Consider the following 17,484-nt stretch of genomic DNA (forward strand, 5'->3'; position numbering starts at 1 on the left):
GAACCCTGGAGGAAGTGGATGGGAAAATCGAGAGTGGAGGCGGCGCAGACGCGCGAGCGGATCGTGGAAACGGCGTCGACGGTGTTTCGCCAGAACGGCATCCACCAGACCGGCATCGCCGAACTGATGTCCGCGGCCGGTCTCACCCATGGCGGCTTCTACAAGCATTTCGTGTCGAAGGACGAGCTGATCGCCGAAGCCAGCGCACTCGCCCTGCGCCAGGCGGCGCAGCGGCTCGCGCCCGGCGGGGATGGCGCCCCCGCCGACCTGGAGGCCCTGGCCTGGACCTATCTGCGCCTGGAAGATGCCGCCCATGCCGGCGGCGGCTGCCTGTTCGCGGCGGTAGGGAGTGAACTGGTGCGCTCCGCGCCCGCCACCCGCCAGGTCGCCAGCGAAGGCTTCGAACGGCTGGTGCAGGTCTTCGCGCGGCGCATGGGCGCCGTCCCGGCGCCGGAAGCGACCCGGCGCGCACGGATCGCCCTGTCCATCATGATCGGCGCGCTCACCATGTCGCGCATCGTCACCGACCCCGGCGTGGCGCGCACCCTCCTGGACGACGCCGTGGAGGCCGTCAAGCAGCTCGCGTGAGCTGACCGCGCAGGGTCGCCAGGAAGCGCTCCTTGTCGAGCAGGGTGCGTACGCGCTCCTGCCCGTCCATGTGCCCGTCCTCGCCCGGCACCTCGAGCACCTCGGCGGCGTCGCGCCGCATATCGTCCGGCCCGTTCACGCGCAGCAGCTGCGGCGAAGGACGGCGCTGGCTGTCGGGCAGCGACAGGATGGTGTCCACACGGTCGACCACCAGGCCGAAGCGCTCGCCCTCGTGCTCCAGCACCAGGATGCGGCAGCCGGAGCGGTCTTCGAGCGGCGCCATGCCATACAGGGTGCGCAGGTCGATCACGCACACCATCTGCTGGCGCACCTGCATCATGCCGTGCACACAGGCCGGCATGCCGGGCGGACGGGTGACTGGGCCGTCGAAATCGACGATCTCGCGCACCTGGCCGATATCGGCCGCCCAGCCAGTGTCCAGCGAGAAGGCCAGGTAGACGCGGCGCGCGCCCACCTTCTTCTCGGCCGCGCGGGCGGCCCCGGCTTCGGCCGCATACAGGCGGCGGTGGCCGGCGCAGATCTCGGCCACCTCGGCATCCGAGAACAGCGCCTCGTGCGCCAGGAACAGGCTGTCGCCCAGCTCCGCATTGGGCAGGCAGCCGCGGTACATGGCGCCGCGCGCCGTACCCAGCATCGGGATCGGCAGGATGTCGGTGTCGAAGTACGGCCGGATGTCGTCGACCGCGTCGACCAGCAGCCCGAGCTGCTCGTCGCCGATGCGCACCACCAGCACCCGCGCGTCATCCGGGTCGCAGGTAGCAGGCGCGCACTGCAGCAGCGCGCCGAAATCGACCACGCCGACCGGTGCGCCGCGCAGGTTGAGCCAGCCCTTGCACAGGCGGCCCAGCATCACCGACGGCTGCAGCGCCGGCACGCGCATGATTTCCTGGATCGCCTCCATCGCCAGCGCGAAGCGCAGGCCGCCGACGGTGAACGAGATGCACTTGCGGCCTTGCGCCTGGCGCAGGAAGCGCATGCGCCAGGCTTCACGCGCCACGCTGGCATGGGCCCGCACTTGCGGCACGTTATCGATGCGCACCAGACGCGCGGCGTCGAGCATCTGGACGATGCGCGCGCCGTCTTCCAGGGTGATCGCGCCGGCGACCACCCCAAGGTTTGAGTCCAAGCGCTGGTCTTCGCTCCAGCGCAGGCCGGCGCGCTGCTCGGGGCGCACGCGCAGCACTTCGCCGGTGGCGTCGAACACCAGGCCGACCTGGATGTCGTCGACGTCGACGATCGCCACCCGCTGCTCGTTCGAGGCAGCGGACGCCGCGGGATCGAAGATGCGGCCCAGGTTCAGGAGCGGAATGGCGGCGCCGCGCAGGGTGAAGATGCCTTCCAGGCAGGCTGGCGACAGCGGGATCGGGGTGATCCGCGCTGGCATGCCCACCACTTCGCGCACATGGTCGGCCGGCAGCGCGAATTCCTGGCCGGCCAAAAAGAAGGTGCCCACCACTTCCATGCCGGCGGCCTCGCGCAGCACGCGCGCGGCGGCGGCCTGTTGCGCCCCGATCGCGGCCACGGCGGTGCGCGCATCGGCATGCATATCGTTCAGCGCGTTCATGCCGCCACCATCTGCGCGCGCTGGGCGGATTGGATGCGCACCACGCTGAAGGTCTGGCGATCGCAGTCGATCGACAGGCGCCGCCCCTGCGAGCCGCCCACGTCCTGGAACGTCACCTGCAGGCCGCGCAGCGAGATCTGCGAGCGCGCCGCCGCGATATTGCGGGTGCCCACCGCACCGTCGTGGGTGCGCAGGTTCAGCATGCGCGCGCCGCCGGCGATCACCACGTCCACCTCGTCGTACTGCTCGCGGCGCACGCCCAGCGCCGCCAGCAGGCGCGGCACCGCGGCGCTGACGTAGCGCGCGGAATCTTCGCCCGTCTCGACGCCCTCGGGCAGGAAGCAATGCGCCAGGCCGCAGCGGCGCTCTTTGCGCCAGATCATGCCGATCCCGACGCAGGAGCCCAGCAGCGCGGTCAGGACCTGCTCGCCCTGGCCGATCTGCATCTGGCCGGTCAGGACATGGGCGGTGTGGTCAAGGCGATGGTTCAGGTGCGTAGTCATGGTGGTTTAATCCCCGATACGATAGACGTGGGCCTGCTCGAACACGAAATCCGTGTCCAGGCGAGTGATGGATTCCTGCTCGCCCAGGACCAGGCGCGCCTCGCGCTGCATCGACGCGCGGGCGCCGGCCAGCACCCGCTGCTGGGCCTGTGCATCGAAGTAGATCAGCACATTGCGCAGCATGACCAGGTCGAAGCCGGCCACGCGCGGCGGCCGTTGCAGCAGATTGTGTTCTGCGAACTCGACGTACTGCGACACCTCGCTGGCGACGCGGAAGGCGTCGCCCACCGGACGCAGGTATTTGCGGAACAGTTCCGGGTGGTCGCGTTCGAAACGCTCCACGCTGCGCCCGCGGTACACGGCGGCGCGCGCCGCGGCCAGGGCCTCGGTCGAGATGTCGGTGGCCAGGATCTCGAAGCGCAGGCCGGGGAAGTTGCTGCGCGCCTCGAGGCAGGTCATGGCCAGCGAATACGCTTCTTCGCCGGTGGCTGCGGCGGCCGACCAGATACGCAGCGGCATAGCCTCGGCGCGCGCCGCCCACTCTGGCAGGAACTCGCGCTCCAGCCAGCGCCACACGGCCGGGGTGCGGAAGAAGGCGGTGTCGTTGGTGGTCACCGAATTGATGAACGAGACGACCTCCTGGCGGTCGTGGTCGAGGCGCTCGATGTAGGCGCCATAGTTGTCGAGCCCGAGCGCACGCAGGCGCGGCTGCAGGCGCCCCTCGAGCAGCACGCGCTTGTGCCGGCCCATGGCGATGCCGGTGTGCTTGCGCACCAGGCCGATGATGGCGTCCAGCTTGTCATCGCTCAGTTCCATATTGCTCAGTCCCATATCGCTCAGTCCCATATCGCCCCTTTACACCACGAAGCGGGCCACCGTGGCGTTCAGGTGCCCGGCATGCTCGTTCAGGCCCTCGGTCGAACGCGCGATGCTGTCGCAGGAACCGGCCGAACGCTCGGTTTCCTGGGCGATGTAGGAGATCGCGGCGCTCACTTCCTTGGCCGTCAGCGACTGTTCGCTGGCGCTGTCCGAAATCTCGGCGATCGCCAGCGAGGTCTTGCCCACGCCGGTGGTGATGCGGTCGAACGCTTCGCTGGCCTGGCGCGAGATCTCGCTGCCCTGGGCCACGCGGCGCACCGATTCGTTGATCAGCTTCGAGATTTCCTTGGTCGCCTGCGAAGAGCGTTCCGCAAGCTTCCTGACCTCGTCGGCCACGACCGAGAAGCCCAGGCCGTGCTCGCCGGCGCGCGCGGCCTCGATCGCGGCATTGAAGGCCAGCATATTGGTCTGGCCGGCGATCTCGCCGATCACCTTCACGATCTCGCCGATGTCTTCCGACGACTGGTTGATCATGGCCATCGCCTCGATCGAGCGGGCGATCGCCCTGGCGCCGATCTCGGCCTCGTCGCGGGTGTTCTGGGCCAGGGAATTGGCTTCCTGGGTGCTGCGCGCGATGGTGTTGATCGAGGCGGTCAGGCCGTCGACCGAGGCGTTCATCTGCTCCACCGTGGCGCCCAGCGCCTGGGCGCTGGCGGCCACCGTGTTGGAGCGGTCGGCGATCGCGCGCGAAGAGTCGTTGAGCTTGCCGGCGGCGTTGACGGCGTCGCCGATCACGGCGCGCAGGTCGCCGATCATCTTCATGACGCCGCGCGCCAGCTGGTCGAGCGGCTCGTCGCCGCTGGTGTCGATCGATCCGGTCAGGTCGCCGCGCGAGGCGCGCGCCACCTGCTCAAGCAGGGCGTCGACCTTCAGGCGCTCGGATTCGGCGCGCGCGACGGCGGCCTGCTCCAGCATCACTTGCTCGGTGATGTCGGTGGCGAACTTGACCACCTTCACCGGCTTGCCGTCGGCGTCGAAGATCGGGTTGTAGGTGGCCTGGATCCACACCGTCTTGCCGTGGTTGCCATGGCGCTTGTAGCGGCCGGCGTCGAATTCGCCGCGATTGAGCTTGCCCCAGAAGCGGCGATAGGCCGCGCTGGCGGCATATTCGTCGTCGCAGAACACGCGGTGGTGCTCGCCGCGCACGTCTTCCAGCGCGTAGTCGAGCAGGTCGAGGAAGTTGGCGTTGGCGTCCAGCAGCATGCCGTTCATGTCGAATTCGACCACGGCCTGGGCTTTGGCGATCGCGGCCACCAGGCCCGCGGTCTCGGCGGCGCGCAGTTTTTCCAGCGTGATGTCGGTGGCGAACTTGATGATCTTGCACACCCGGCCGCTGGCGTCCTTGACCGGATTGTAGGAGGCATTGATCCAGAACTCGCGCCCGCCCTTGGCGATGCGCTTGTACTCGGCGCGGTCGGCCTTGCCGGCGGCCAGGTCCTGCCAGAAGCGCACGTAGGCCGGCGAATCGATCAGGTCGCGTTCGCAGAACATCGAATGATGCCGGCCCGTCAACTCGTCGTCGGTATAGCCGGTCACGGCCAGGAAATTGTCATTGGCACGCAGGATGTTGCCATTCAAATCGAATTCGATGATGGCTTGGGCGCCGTCGAGCGCCGAATAGATCGCGCGCAAGTCCTGCAGGGCGTCGGGCGATTCCAGGTAGATGGTTTCCATATATCCACAGGTAAGTAAGTGAAGACGACGCGGAGCGCGGCGCCACAGCATGCATGGAAACAATCATGCGCCAAAAAACGCAGACAGTAAATTCAGCAAAGTCAGAAGATTAAAAAACAGGACAGATGTCGTTGTTTCTCAGCAACAACATCCTCGACTTGCCGATTTGCATACCAACTATCTATGAACTGGCTGCTGTCGCTTGTTCAAGATGTTCCCTCACAACATCAAAATCTGCAAATACGAAATATTTTTCTTGAGTAACTCAGTAAATTCGATAGAATGCAGATCGTCAACTAAACCAGTAAAACCGAAACCATGATGACCCCACCCACCCACCGTTCGATTCAAAGGAATTCCATGACCATTCGTATCCTGAATATCCTGCTGTTCTGGACCATCGTGCTGGCAGGCACCAAAGTATTCGCGGCCGATACCCAGGCCGTCGACGTGCGTTTGCAAGCCTTCCAGGTCGTCGCCCAGGACAAGGGTGGCGAGAAGCTGGTGCCGGCCCTCGAAGCCGAAATCGGCGACACCATCGAATACCAGATCACTTACCAGAACCAGGGCAAGGCCGTGGCCCAGGCGGTGGCGGCGACCCTGCCGGTGCCCGAAGGCGCGATGAGCTACCTGGCCGGCAGCGCGGCGCCGAAGGCGGTCCAGGCCAGCCTCGACGGCAAGACCTTCGCTCCCCTGCCCCTCACCCGTGAAGTCGTGCGCAAGGGCCTGCGCGTCGTCGAGCGGGTGCCGGCCTCGGAATACCGCTTCCTGCGCTGGAACCTGGGCGACCTCGCGCCCGGTCAGGCAGTCACCGTCAGCTCACGCATGAAGGTGATCTCGATCGGCAGCGCGCCCAAGTTGGCAAGCAGATAAGGGAGGACCGCCCTGACGCCCGAATTCCATCGATTTAGTTGTCATTTTAATAATTTTATCTCGTTTTTACCCGGTTCATTTGCAGTACAAACCCGATTCATTTCCCGTCTGACAAGAAGGAAGAAGCCATGAAAACCCGTCTCACGCTCGTCGCCGCAGCCTCGCTGCTGGCAGCCGCCAACGCCAGCGCCGCCCCGACCGCCGCCGGCACCCTGATCACCAACCAGGCCAGCGCTACCTATACCGATTCGACCGGCACCAAGACCGTCCAGTCGAACGTGGTCACCACCACCGTGCAGCAAGTGGCCAGCCTGGCCATCAACAACGGCACCGCCAAGAGCGGCGCGGCCGGCACCCAGGTGGTGTTCGCCCACAGCGTGACCAATACCGGTAACGGCCCTGACACCTTCGCCCTGGCCCAGACCAATAGCGGCGCCCTGGCCCTGACCGGCGTCGTGTTCTACCTGGACGCCGACGGCAACGGCGCGGCCGACAACGCCACCCCGATCACCTCGACCGGCCAGCTGGCCCCGGGCGCCACCTACCGCTTCGTGGCCGTGGCCACCCTGGCGGCAGGCGCCACCACCGGCAACACCAACACCATGCAAGTCAAAGCCACCAGCGGCTTCAACGGCAGCATCAGCGCCACCAGCACCGACACCACCACCGTCGGCGCCGGCGCCCTCATGGACATCACCGCCAACGCCTTCGGCCCGACCGCGCCGGGCAACGGCCAGGGTCCGGAAGCCTCGGCCATCGAGACCAAGCTCACCACCGCCGGCACCATGACCTCGTTCGTCATCTACCTGAACAACACCGGCGGCAGCCCCGACACCTTCACGCTGGCCGCCAGCACCGACGTCAACTTCGGCGGCACCCCGCTGCCGGCCGGCTGGACCGTCGTGTTCAAGGACGCCAACGGCCAGGTGATCACCAACGCCACCGTCGCCGCCGGCGCCAACGTCAAGGTTACCGCCGAAGTCACCCCGGCCGCCGGCGCCACCCCGGGCACCACCGACATCTGGTTCCGCGCCCAGTCGACCACCAACGTCGCCATTTCGGACCGCATCCATGAAGCCGTGACCGTCGTCGCCGGCGACTCGCTGCTGGAACTGGTCAAGACCCAGGCCCTGGACGCCGACTGCAACGGCACCCCGGAAGGCGAGTTCACCAAGGACCCGATCACCGCCGCCCCTGGCGCCTGCATCCGCTACCAGATCGTCGCCACCAACAAGGGCCTGACCACGATCAACGCCGTGGTCATCACCGACAACGTGCCGGCCAACACCACCTACCACACCGGCGCCGCCGCCCAGACCCTGCTCGGCGCGATCCTGGCTCCGCTCACCGCGGGCGTGGTCACCACGGTGTCGGCCACCGGCTTCAACCTGAACCCGAACGAGTCGAACACGCTGAACTTCGGCGTCAAGATCAACCCGTAAGCGTTCTTTCATCCAGCAAGCGCGGCGTCCCCGGACGCCGCTTTCAGAATTCTCTTTCCGACTCCCGCGCCATGATCACTCAGCTCCGACACTTCGTCTTCTTCTGCCTGGTCACCACCCTGCTGCTGTGCAGCGACGCGGGAGCCGCCATCGTCAACAAGGCCAGCGCCACCTTCGCCCAGCCGGGCGGCGGCGCCGGCGCCGTCGAATCGAACACCGTGCGCGCGCAGCGCACCGACACCATCACCTATTTCACCTCGGCCGCCTTCTCGACCGTCGCGCGCGCCACCCGCGCCAACGGCCAGCTGTTCATACAGATCTCGGCGGCCGACTGCAATGCCGACCCGAGCCGGGCTGAAGACATCCGCGTCACCATTTCCTCGAAGAAGAGCGGCGACAGCCAGTCCTGGATGGCCTCGGAGACCGCCGCCGACAGCGGCCTGTTCCGCATCACTCCCATGACCATGGACCGCTCCATGGACGAAGACGGCCACGAAAACGACGTGGGCGACGGCATGCTCGAAGTCATGGCCGACGACACCCTCACCGCCAGCATCGCCGGCTGCGGCAACGGCACCATCTCGACCGACATCCTGGTCGACCCGATCGGCATCGTGTACGACAGCGTCAGCAACGAGCCGGTCGCGGGCGCCACCGTGACCCTGATCGACGTCACCGGCGCCGGCAACGGCGGCAATCCCGGCGGCCCGGCGATCGTGTTCGACGTCGATGCCGTCAGCCGCTTGCCGAGCACGGTCGTCACCGACGGCAACGGCATGTACCACTTCCCGCTGGTCGCCCCGAGCCTGTACCGCCTGAAGGTCATCCCCCCGAACAACTATGGCTTCCCGTCCAAGACCTCCGCGGGCCAGCTGCCGGGCAACCGCGAGACCAACCTGTACGGCTCGTTCGGCGGCGAGTTCACCGTCAGCGCCGCCCTCGGCGTGGTCACCATCGACGTCCCGCTCGACCCGATCCCGGGCACCCTGTACCTGCAAAAGAACGCCTCGCGCGCCGTGGTCGAAATCGGCGAAGTGCTGGACTACACCGTGCGCGTGTTCAATACCGCCGACGAGACCCTGAACGGCGTCACCGTCATCGACGACCTGCCGGCCGGTTTCAGCTACGTGCCAGGCTCGATGCGCCTGGATAACGCACCGTTCGACGGCAAGTTCGCCAACCGCGGCCCGCAACTGGTGATCAATGTGGGCGACCTGCCGCGCCGCTCGAACCGCGTGCTGCGCTACCGCGTGCGCATCGGCGCCGGCGCGCTGCAGGGCGACGGCATCAACCGCGCCCACGCCACCAGCGCCGCGCCCCTGGTCTTCACCAGCACCGTGGCCGCCGCCAAGGTGAAGGTCGAAGCGGGCATCTTCAGCGACAAGGGCCACATCCTGGGCACCGTGTTCGCCGACTGCAACGCCAACGGCCTGCGCGATCGTGGCGAGCCGGGCGTGCCCGACGTGCGCATCTGGCTGGAAGACGGCAACTTCGCGCAGACCGATGCCGAAGGCCGCTACAGCTTCGCCGGCGTCACCCCGCGCACCCACGTGGCCAAGGTCGACGCCACCACCCTGCCAGCCGGCAGCCAGCTGGCCATCCTGTCGAACCGCAATGCGGGCGACGCCGGCAGCCGTTTCGTCGACCTCAAGGACGGCGAGCTGGCGCGCGCCGACTTCGCCCTGGACGCCTGCGGCGACGAGCTGCGCGCCGCCATTGCCGGTCGCGCCGAGCGCCTGCGCGCCGAGCTGCAAGCCGCCTCCGCGCTGACCGTGCCGGAGAAAACCGTCACGATCACCAGGATCGAAGACCTCGACCTGGCGAAAATGGACAACAAGCTGGCCTTCATCGGCCTGGAAGACGGCGCCGTCCTGCCGTACGGCCAGGCGATGGTGCGCATCAAGGGCGCCGCCGGCAACAGCTTCACCCTCACCGTCAACGGCGTGGAAGTCGATGACAGCCACGTTGGCCAGCAAAGCACCGTCGCCGACCGCCAGCTGGACGTCTACGAATACGTCGGCGTCGCCCTGCGCCCGGGCCACAACGAGCTGGAAATCGCCCAGAAGGATGCCTTCGGCAATGCCCGCGGCAGCCAGCGCATCGGCGTCGTGGTGCCGGGCAAGCTGGCGCGCCTGCGCATCAAGCCGCAGACCGAGGCCGCTCCGGCCGACGGGAAGCAGCCGGTGCTGATCAACGTGAGCCTGGAAGACGCCGACGGCGTGCCGGTCGTCGAGCGCACCCCGGTGACCCTGGACGCCAGCGCCGGCCAGTGGGACACGACCGACCTCGACCCGCGCGAGCCCGGCTACCAGGTGTTCGTCGAAGGCGGCAGCGCCGAATTCTCGCTGCGCGCCCCGAAGGAAGCCGGCGAAGCCCGCCTGCTGGCCGCCAGCGGCCTGCTGCAGGCCAAGGGCGCGCTGCGCTTCGTGCCGGACCTGCGTCCGCTGGTTGCGGCCGGCGTGGTCGAAGGCGCCATCAGCCTGAACCGGGTGCGCGGCAATACCGCCAACCCGCTGCGCGACTTCGACGGCTTCGAGGACAAGCTGCGCCACATGGCCGAGCGAGGCAATGGCAATGGCCCCGCCGCCGGCGCCCGCGCCGCCATGTTCGCCAAGGGCCAGGTGGGCGAGGACACCCTCTTGACCATGGCCTACGATTCGGACAAGGAAACCGAGCCGAAGCTGTTCCGCGACATCGATCCGCTGGCCTACTACCCGACCTACGGCGACGACGCGCGCCGTGGCTTCGAGGCGCAGTCGACCAGCCGCCTCTACCTGCGCGCCGACCGCGACCGCTCGTACGTGATGTACGGCGACTACGTGCCGCCAGGCGTGACCCCGGCGCGCAACCTGGGCGCCTACAGCCGCAACCTGACGGGCTTGCGCACCCATTCGGAAATCGGCAACCTGACCTTCGACTCGTTCGCCAGCTACGACACCACCCGCCAAATGGTCGAAGAGATCGCCGCCAACGGCACCTCGGGCCCGTTCCTCACCGGCGGCGGCCTGATGGTCATCAACAGCGAGCGCGTCGAGATCGTCGTGCGCGACCGCAACCAGACCGGCCTGATGCTGTCGCGCCGCCTGCTGGCGCGCTACGCCGAGTACGACATCGACCCGCTGACCGGCCGCATCCTGCTGCGCGCCCCGGTCGCCAGCCTGGACCCGGACATGAACCCGGTCAGCCTGCGCATCAGCTATGAAGTCGACCAGGGCCACCCGCGCTTCTGGGTCGGCGGCATCGCCGCCCAGTACAAGATCGGCGAGATGGTCGAAGTCGGCGGAAGCGCCGTGGAAGACCGCAACCCGGCCGCCCCGACCCGCCTGGTGAGCGTGAACGCCAGCGTGACCCCGGACGACAAGACCACCGTCATCGTCGAAGCCGCGCAAATGGAAAAGGCCGACCAGAAAGGCCGCGCCGCCCGCCTGGACGCCACCCGCACCGACGGCAAGCTGGAAAGCCGCCTGTTCGCCGGCCGCGCCGACGCCAACTTCGACAATCCATCGTCGTCGCTGCCGAAGGGCCGCACCGAAGGCGGCGCCACCGTGCGCTACCGCGTCACCGAGCGCGCCAGTCTCGGCCTGGAAGCCCTGCACACCGCTGACCTGGAAACCGAGGCCGAACGCAATGGCGTGCAGCTGTTCGGCGGCTACACCTTCGACAACGGCGTCCAGGTCGAACTGGGCGTGCGCCACGCCCGCGAATCGGCCGGCGAGAACGTCGTGCTGGCCCAGCCGGACCTGACCAGCGTGCGCGCCAAGATCGCCACCCAGATCCCGGGCCTGCCACAGGCCGGCGTGTTCCTTGAAGGCGAACAGGACATCCATGACAACGGCCGCCGCATGGTGGCCCTGGGCGGCGACTATCGCTTCGCCGGCGGCAGCCGCGTCTACGGCCGCCATGAACTGATCAGCAGCCTGGGTTCGACCTATGCGCTGAACCAGGGCCAGCAGCGTAGCGCCACCGTGTTCGGCGTCGACAGCGACTACATGCAGGACGGCCGCGTGTTCACCGAATACCGCGCCGGCGGCACCTCCCCGGCCGGCACCATCAGCGGCGAGCGCCAGGCCGAGGCAGCCCTTGGCCTGCGCAACCTGTGGACCCTGGGCGAAGGCGTGCGCGCCAATACCAGCGTCGAACGCGTCAAGGTGATCTCGGGCGCCCGCGACAACGAAGCGATCGCCCTGACCGGCGCCATCGAAGTGAGCCGCCATCCGACCTGGACCGGCAACGCGCGCCTCGAACTGCGCCACGGCGAAGACAGCGACGGCCTGCTGTCGACGCTGGGCCTGGCCTACAAGATCGACGAGAGCTGGACCTTCCTGGGCAAGAACACCCTGGCCGCGACCCGCTCGAAGGGCGCCGGCACCACCCTGCGCCTGACCGAGCTGCTGCAAAGCGGCGTGGCCTACCGCGCCCTGGAGTCGATCGGCGTGACCGGCCTTGCCAAGTACGAGTACAAGCTGGAACGCGACGACGGCCCGGCCAACCTCAAGCGCGCCGTGCATGCGGTGTCGATGAACGCCAACTGGCAGCTGCGCCGCGACACCGTGGTCAGCGCGCGCTACGCCGCCAAGGTCGCGCTGGACCGCTCGAACGGCCTGTCGACCCGCACCGTCAGCCACCTGGTGGCCGGCCGCGTGACCCACGAGATCAACGAAGACTGGGACGTCGGCGCCACCGCCCAGATGCTGCTCGACCGCGACACCCGCGGCCGCCAGTACGCTGCGGGCCTGGAAGCGGGCTACCAGCTCAAGAAGAATATGTGGGTCTCGGCCGGCTACAACTTCATGGGCTTCACCGAGCGCGACCTGGCCGGCGCCGACGCCACCGCCAAAGGCGCTTATGTGCGGATGCGCATGAAATTCGACGAAAATACCCTGCAGGGCCTGCTGTCCGGCGATCTGCTCAAGTAACAAGAACGAGGAAAAAGACATGACTTCGCGATTCGTGAGCTTCACCTGGCTGCGTGCCCTGCTGGTGGTCCTGTGCCTGGCCGCCGCCCTGCCGGCGCGCGCGCAATGCACCGCCACCGGCGCCTGCATCACCGCCGGCCCGCGCCTGGCCAGCATCGACACCAACAAGAGCGCCCTGCTCGGCCCCCTGCTGGGCGGCCTGCTCGGCACCGGGGTCTCGCTCAATGCGCTCGACTGGAACGCGCTGGCCGGCGGCAACCTGAACCTTCTGAACTTCCTGAAGGTGCTGCAGACGCAATTGAACCTGTCCAGCCCCTCGCAGGTGCTGGGCGCGAACGTCACGCTGGCGCAGATCGCGAACGCGCTGTCGGTCGAGGCGCAGGCCGAAGCCAAGCCGCAGCTGGCCGCCGCCCTCTCGGGCCTGGCCTCGCAGCTGAACGGCGCCGGCGCCACCGTGCGCCTGGGCGACCTGCTCAAGATCACGGCCGACACCGGCTCGCTCGGCACAACCACCGTCAATGCGCTCGACATGTTCACCGGCCTGATCCAGCTGTACAACCGCCGCAACGTGCTCACCACGCCGGTCCCGGTCGGCATTTCGGGCGGCGTCCTGGGCGCCGCCGGCATCGTCAACAGCCTGCAGCTGTACGCCCAGGTGATCGAGCCGCCATCGTACGTGTGCGGTCCGACCGGCTCGACCTTCTATTCGGCCGCGGTGCGCATCAAGCTCAAGCTCGACCTGATTTCGCTGGCCCCGCTTACCGACACCCTGGTCGGCCTCGGCCTGTTGCAGAGCGCCTCGATCGCGATCGGCAAACTCGACGTCTATGCCGACGTCGCGCGCGGCCAGGGCAGCCTGGCGGCCGTCAACGCCGCCACCAAGGCCGTCACCCTGCAGGTGGCCCCGGGTGTGGCCGACCTGTACATCGGCAAGATCGACGACGGCGTGTTCTTCAACCGCACCCGCACCATCCAGGACTCCGACGTCGACTATGGCAACATCGGCAACCTGCAGGCGACGCTGGCGCTGGGCCTGGCCTCGGTCAATATCCCGCTCGACGTCAAGAGCATCGTGCGCGCCCAGGCGCCGTTCTCGACCAGCGTCACCATGAGCGGCAGCTTCCCCCAGACCCGCACCGTCAGCAGCAGCACGATGTTCGTGACCAATGCCGCCAACAGCCTGGTGAGCAACCTGAAGTTCCGCGACATGCCGAGCCTGGGCCTGCTGCAGGGCGTGGTCCAGCCGCTGGTGGTGACGCTGGTGACCAAGGTCGTGTCGCCGCTGCTGGCGCCGATCCTGTCCGGCGTAGCTGACCCGCTGCTCAAGCTGCTGGGCATCGGCCTGGGCGAGATGGTGGTGACCGTCGAAGGCATCTGCCAGACCTGCGACGATTTCAAGCTGACCAAGGCGGCCGACAAATCGGCCGCCCTGCCCGGCGCCACCATCGTCTACACGATCACCTTCGAGAATACCGGCACCACCACGCTCAACAACCTGAAGGTCAGCGACCCGACCCCGGCCTACACCACCTATGTGGACAGCAACTGCGGATCGATGCCGGCAGGCCTGTCGTGCATCGTGGCGAGCAAGCCCGAAGTCGGCGCCACCGGCAAGGTCGAATGGGGGGTCAGCGGCACCCTGGCGCCCGGGGCAACGGGCAGCGTCACTATTTCAGTCAAGGTCCAATAAGACAAATCCAATCGTGCTGCATAGGTTTGTCACCGCAAGTTACAATGAGGAAACGAATCATCGCGTTTCACTATCGCAAATTGTGAGAATTTGATAGATTGTTGACTTGCCCATGCGTATCTGTTGCGCATGCCGGCAGCCTGTATCATGCTTCGTCGCACGCCTGTGCCAATCCGGCAAGCGTGCGACGCGCGTTTTTGCCGGCCCATGCCGGCGGGCGTTTAACCCTATGCACACCTGAATCCAATGAAATCGCACAGCAGTCCATCGCCGGCGCAGCCAGATCCCGCTTCCTCGGAAGTCTGTTCGACCAAAGAGGCCGCGAGCCTGCTCGGCGTCTCGCACCGCACGGTGCAATTGTGGGTCGAGGGCGGCGTACTGCAAGCGTGGAAAACGGCGGGCGGCCATCGCCGCATCCTGCTCACCTCGGTGCACCGGCTGGTAGCGCAGCGCAATCATGCGGTGGCGGGCGGCTCGCCCCCCAACCAGGCGGCCGAACAGGCAACGCCATCTTCGGCGCGCCGCATCGTGATGGCCGACGACGACGCCACCCTGCTGCGCCTGTACGAGCTGGAAATTTCGGGCTGGGGCCTGGATGCCGAGCTGATCAAGGCACGCGACGGTTTCGACGCCCTGATCCGGATCGGCGAAGCCAAGCCCGACCTGTTGATCAGCGACTTGAACATGCCGGGGATGGATGGTTTCCGCATGGTACGTACACTACGTGCCGACCCGCGTTATGGCAAGATGGCCATCATTGTGATCAGCGGCCTGGACCGGGCTACGATCGCGTCGATGGGCTTGCCGTCCGACATACCGGTGTTCTCCAAACCGGTGCGTTTCCCCGAATTGCGCGCCAAGGTCGAACAGCTGCTGGGCGCGGGCGACGGCGCCATGGAGACTTAACCAGGACTGAGAAGAATGCGACACGAGCCGCACAAGATTGTTCGTACCGCCTTGCCCGACGCCCAGCCCGACGCCGCGCGCGTGCGGGCCCTGCACGAGCTGCAACTGCTCGACACCCCGCCTGAAGAACGCTTCGACCGCATCACCCGCCTCGCCTGCCGCCTGCTGGGCGTGCCGATCTCGCTGGTCGCCCTGGTCGACGCCGAACGCCAGTGGTTCAAGTCGCGGGTCGGCATCGACCTTCACGAAACGGCGCGCGCCACCTCATTCTGCACCCATACCATCGAGCATCCCGAAGGCCTGGTGATCGAAGATGCGCGGCAAGACCCTCGCTTCGCCGCCAACCCCTTCGTGCTGGGCGAGCCGCGCGTGCGCTTCTATGCCGGCATTCCGCTGGCCGCGCCCGACGGCAGCCGGGTCGGCGCCCTGTGCGTGATCGACAGCCAGGTGCGCCACTTCGACCAGGACCAGATGGCGACCTTGCGCGACCTGGCCGCCATCGCCGGCGACGAGCTGCGCGCGCGGCCGGCTGGCCGCCCCGCGCCCGAAGGCTGGGAAAAGGCCCTGGTGGCCCACCTGCCGGACGGCATCCTGATGCTCAACGTCCACGGCGTGATCGTCGCCGCCAATCCGGCCGCCGAGAAGATCTTCGGCGCCAGCGGCGCCATGCTGGCCGGCCGCCCGCTGGGCGAGCTGCTGGACGAAGACCTGGTCGCCCGGCGCCGTGCCGGCCTGCTGGTCGAGGGCTGCCCGTATGAGACGGGCGCGCGGAGGCTGGACGGCAGCCGCTTCCCGGTCGAGTTCACGTATTGCCGCATGGCCTGGGCCGCCCGACCCAAGTTCGCCGTTACCGTGCGCGACATCACCCAGCGCCGCGCCCAGGAAGAACGCGCGCGCGCCACCGACGAGCGGCGGCGCCACCACTTCGCCACCGCCACCCATGAGCTGCGCACGCCGATGTCGAGCGTGCTGGGCTTTTCCGAGCTGCTGCTCAAGCGCGACTTCGATCCCGCCACCCAGCGCGAGCTGGTCGAGATCATCCACCGCGAATCGGGCCGCCTGGTCGACCTGGTCAACCAGCTGCTCGACCTGGCGCGCATCGAGGCCGGCGGCACGTCCCAACTCAAGCTCGCCGCGGTGGCGCTGCCGGCGCTGGTGGAGCAGACCCTGGCCAGCCTGGAAGGCCTGGGCCAGGCCCACCGCGTGCGCGCCGATCTCGCGCCCGACCTGCCGCCGCTGGCGGCCGACGCGCAAAAGATGCAGCAGGCGCTGACCAATATCGTCAGCAACAGCATCAAGTACTCGGCCCCCGGCACGCCGATCACGGTGGAGGCGCGCCTGGAACGGCGCGACGGGCGGCTCCTGGTCGCGGTCCGGGTGCGCGACCAGGGGCTGGGCATGACGCCGCAGCAGCAGGCCCAGGTGTTCGACGCCTTCTACCGCGTCGACCGCGATTCCAGCGTGCCCGGCAGCGGCCTGGGCATGACCATCCTCAAGGAGATCGTCGACCTGCACGGCGGCCAGATCACGCTCGAATCGCAGCTGGGGGTGGGCACGGAAGTCACACTTTACCTGCCCCCGGCCATCACTGACGACGGCGTGGGATAAGGCATACCGGCCCGTTCCGGCGGGGCCGGTGTACCGCTTGCGCCACACCGGCCCCGTCCGCCATCGATTTGCTCTGCGGTAAGTTGATCTACCTGTGGTTTGCCCTTGACAGGCAAATGTGAAACAGTAAAATCAGTAAATATGAAAATCGCCGATCAGCAAGTCACCGAGGAACGTTCGTTCGACCGGGCCGCCTTTTGCACCACCAGGCAGGCCGCCGAGCAGATCGGCGTATCGCACCGCACGGTGCAGATGTGGGTCGAGAACGGCACGCTGCAGGCCTGGAAGACGGCCGGCGGCCACCGCCGCATCGCCGTCGAGTCGGTCGAGCGCCTGCTGTCCGAACGCCGCACCGCCCTGGCTGGCGTAGCGCGTCCGACGCCCGCGCTGCGCCCGATCGCGCCGACCACCTGCACGCGCAGCGTCCTGATTGTCGACGACGACGCCGTGCTGCTGCGCCTGTACGAGCTGGAGATCTCGACCTGGGGACTGGACCTCGCGGTGCGCAAGGCCAGCAACGGCATCGAAGCGCTGATACGGATCGGCGAAGCGCGGCCGGACATCCTGGTGAGCGACCTGCACATGCCGGGCCTGGACGGCTTCGGCATGATCCGCACCCTGCGCAACAATCCAGCCACCGCCAGCCTGCCGCTGGTCGTCGTCAGCGGTATGGACAAGCCGGCGGTGCTGGCCCTGGGCCTTCCCGAGGATGTCGCCTATCTCACCAAGCCGGCCCCGCTCGCGGCCCTGCGCGCGGCGGTCACCGCGCGGCTGCCGGCGGCATCCTGAGCGGGCCAGAATAGCCAACGCACGCCAAAGC

At 67.6% G+C, this 17,484-nt stretch carries 12 protein-coding genes; 8 read left to right on the plus strand and 4 right to left on the minus strand.

Annotated features, from left to right (window positions below; all coding sequences use genetic code 11):
• The first annotated feature begins 18 nt into the window (after nucleotides 1-18).
• Nucleotides 19-588: a TetR/AcrR family transcriptional regulator gene (locus SOM61_RS02445; RefSeq protein WP_320472614.1), complete on the plus strand. Its 570-nt coding sequence runs from the start codon at nucleotides 19-21 to the stop codon at nucleotides 586-588.
• Here the strand turns inward: SOM61_RS02445 and SOM61_RS02450 are convergent.
• Genes SOM61_RS02450 through SOM61_RS02465 form a run of 4 tightly spaced genes read right to left on the minus strand, consistent with a single transcriptional unit; the run spans nucleotide 572 to nucleotide 5,229 of the window.
• Entirely contained in the window at nucleotides 572-2,173 is a 1,602-nt protein-coding gene (locus tag SOM61_RS02450; protein ID WP_320472615.1) for a chemotaxis protein CheW, read from the minus strand. The genes SOM61_RS02445 and SOM61_RS02450 overlap by 17 nt on opposite strands.
• Nucleotides 2,170-2,676, minus strand: coding sequence for a chemotaxis protein CheD (locus SOM61_RS02455; RefSeq protein WP_320472616.1), 507 nt, complete (start codon nucleotides 2,674-2,676; stop codon nucleotides 2,170-2,172). The genes SOM61_RS02450 and SOM61_RS02455 overlap by 4 nt, the downstream gene beginning before the upstream one ends.
• A gap of 6 nt (nucleotides 2,677-2,682) precedes the next feature.
• Nucleotides 2,683-3,522, minus strand: coding sequence for a CheR family methyltransferase (locus tag SOM61_RS02460; RefSeq protein ID WP_320472617.1), 840 nt, complete (start codon nucleotides 3,520-3,522; stop codon nucleotides 2,683-2,685).
• Between the two features lie 9 nt (nucleotides 3,523-3,531).
• On the minus strand, nucleotides 3,532-5,229 hold the full coding sequence (locus SOM61_RS02465) for a methyl-accepting chemotaxis protein (RefSeq protein ID WP_320472618.1): 1,698 nt from the start codon (nucleotides 5,227-5,229) through the stop codon (nucleotides 3,532-3,534).
• Between the two features lie 360 nt (nucleotides 5,230-5,589).
• Between SOM61_RS02465 and SOM61_RS02470 the strand changes: the two genes are divergently transcribed.
• The 7 genes from SOM61_RS02470 (at nucleotide 5,590) to SOM61_RS02500 (ending at nucleotide 17,453) form a co-directional block, all read left to right on the plus strand.
• A complete protein-coding gene (locus SOM61_RS02470) occupies nucleotides 5,590-6,102 on the plus strand; it encodes a hypothetical protein (protein WP_320472619.1) in 513 nt (170 codons plus the stop codon).
• Between the two features lie 128 nt (nucleotides 6,103-6,230).
• Entirely contained in the window at nucleotides 6,231-7,544 is a 1,314-nt protein-coding gene (locus SOM61_RS02475) for a hypothetical protein (protein WP_320472620.1), read from the plus strand.
• Between the two features lie 71 nt (nucleotides 7,545-7,615).
• Complete coding sequence (locus SOM61_RS02480; protein WP_320472621.1) at nucleotides 7,616-12,460, plus strand: SdrD B-like domain-containing protein; 4,845 nt, start codon at nucleotides 7,616-7,618, stop codon at nucleotides 12,458-12,460.
• Nucleotides 12,461-12,479: 19 nt separating this feature from the next.
• Nucleotides 12,480-14,150 (plus strand): hypothetical protein, encoded by a 1,671-nt coding sequence (locus SOM61_RS02485; RefSeq protein WP_320472622.1) that lies wholly within the window; start codon nucleotides 12,480-12,482, stop codon nucleotides 14,148-14,150.
• Nucleotides 14,151-14,396: 246 nt separating this feature from the next.
• On the plus strand, nucleotides 14,397-15,056 hold the full coding sequence (locus SOM61_RS02490) for a response regulator (protein ID WP_320472623.1): 660 nt from the start codon (nucleotides 14,397-14,399) through the stop codon (nucleotides 15,054-15,056).
• 15 nt (nucleotides 15,057-15,071) lie between these two features.
• Nucleotides 15,072-16,664 carry a sensor histidine kinase gene (locus SOM61_RS02495; RefSeq protein WP_320472624.1) on the plus strand — a complete coding sequence of 531 codons (1,593 nt, stop codon included), beginning with the start codon at nucleotides 15,072-15,074 and terminating at the stop codon, nucleotides 16,662-16,664.
• A gap of 141 nt (nucleotides 16,665-16,805) precedes the next feature.
• Nucleotides 16,806-17,453 carry a response regulator gene (locus SOM61_RS02500; RefSeq protein ID WP_320472625.1) on the plus strand — a complete coding sequence of 216 codons (648 nt, stop codon included), beginning with the start codon at nucleotides 16,806-16,808 and terminating at the stop codon, nucleotides 17,451-17,453.
• Nucleotides 17,454-17,484: the final 31 nt, after the last annotated feature.

It is taken from the genome of Massilia sp. CFBP9012, assembly GCF_034045115.1.
Lineage (GTDB): Bacteria > Pseudomonadota > Gammaproteobacteria > Burkholderiales > Burkholderiaceae_D > Telluria.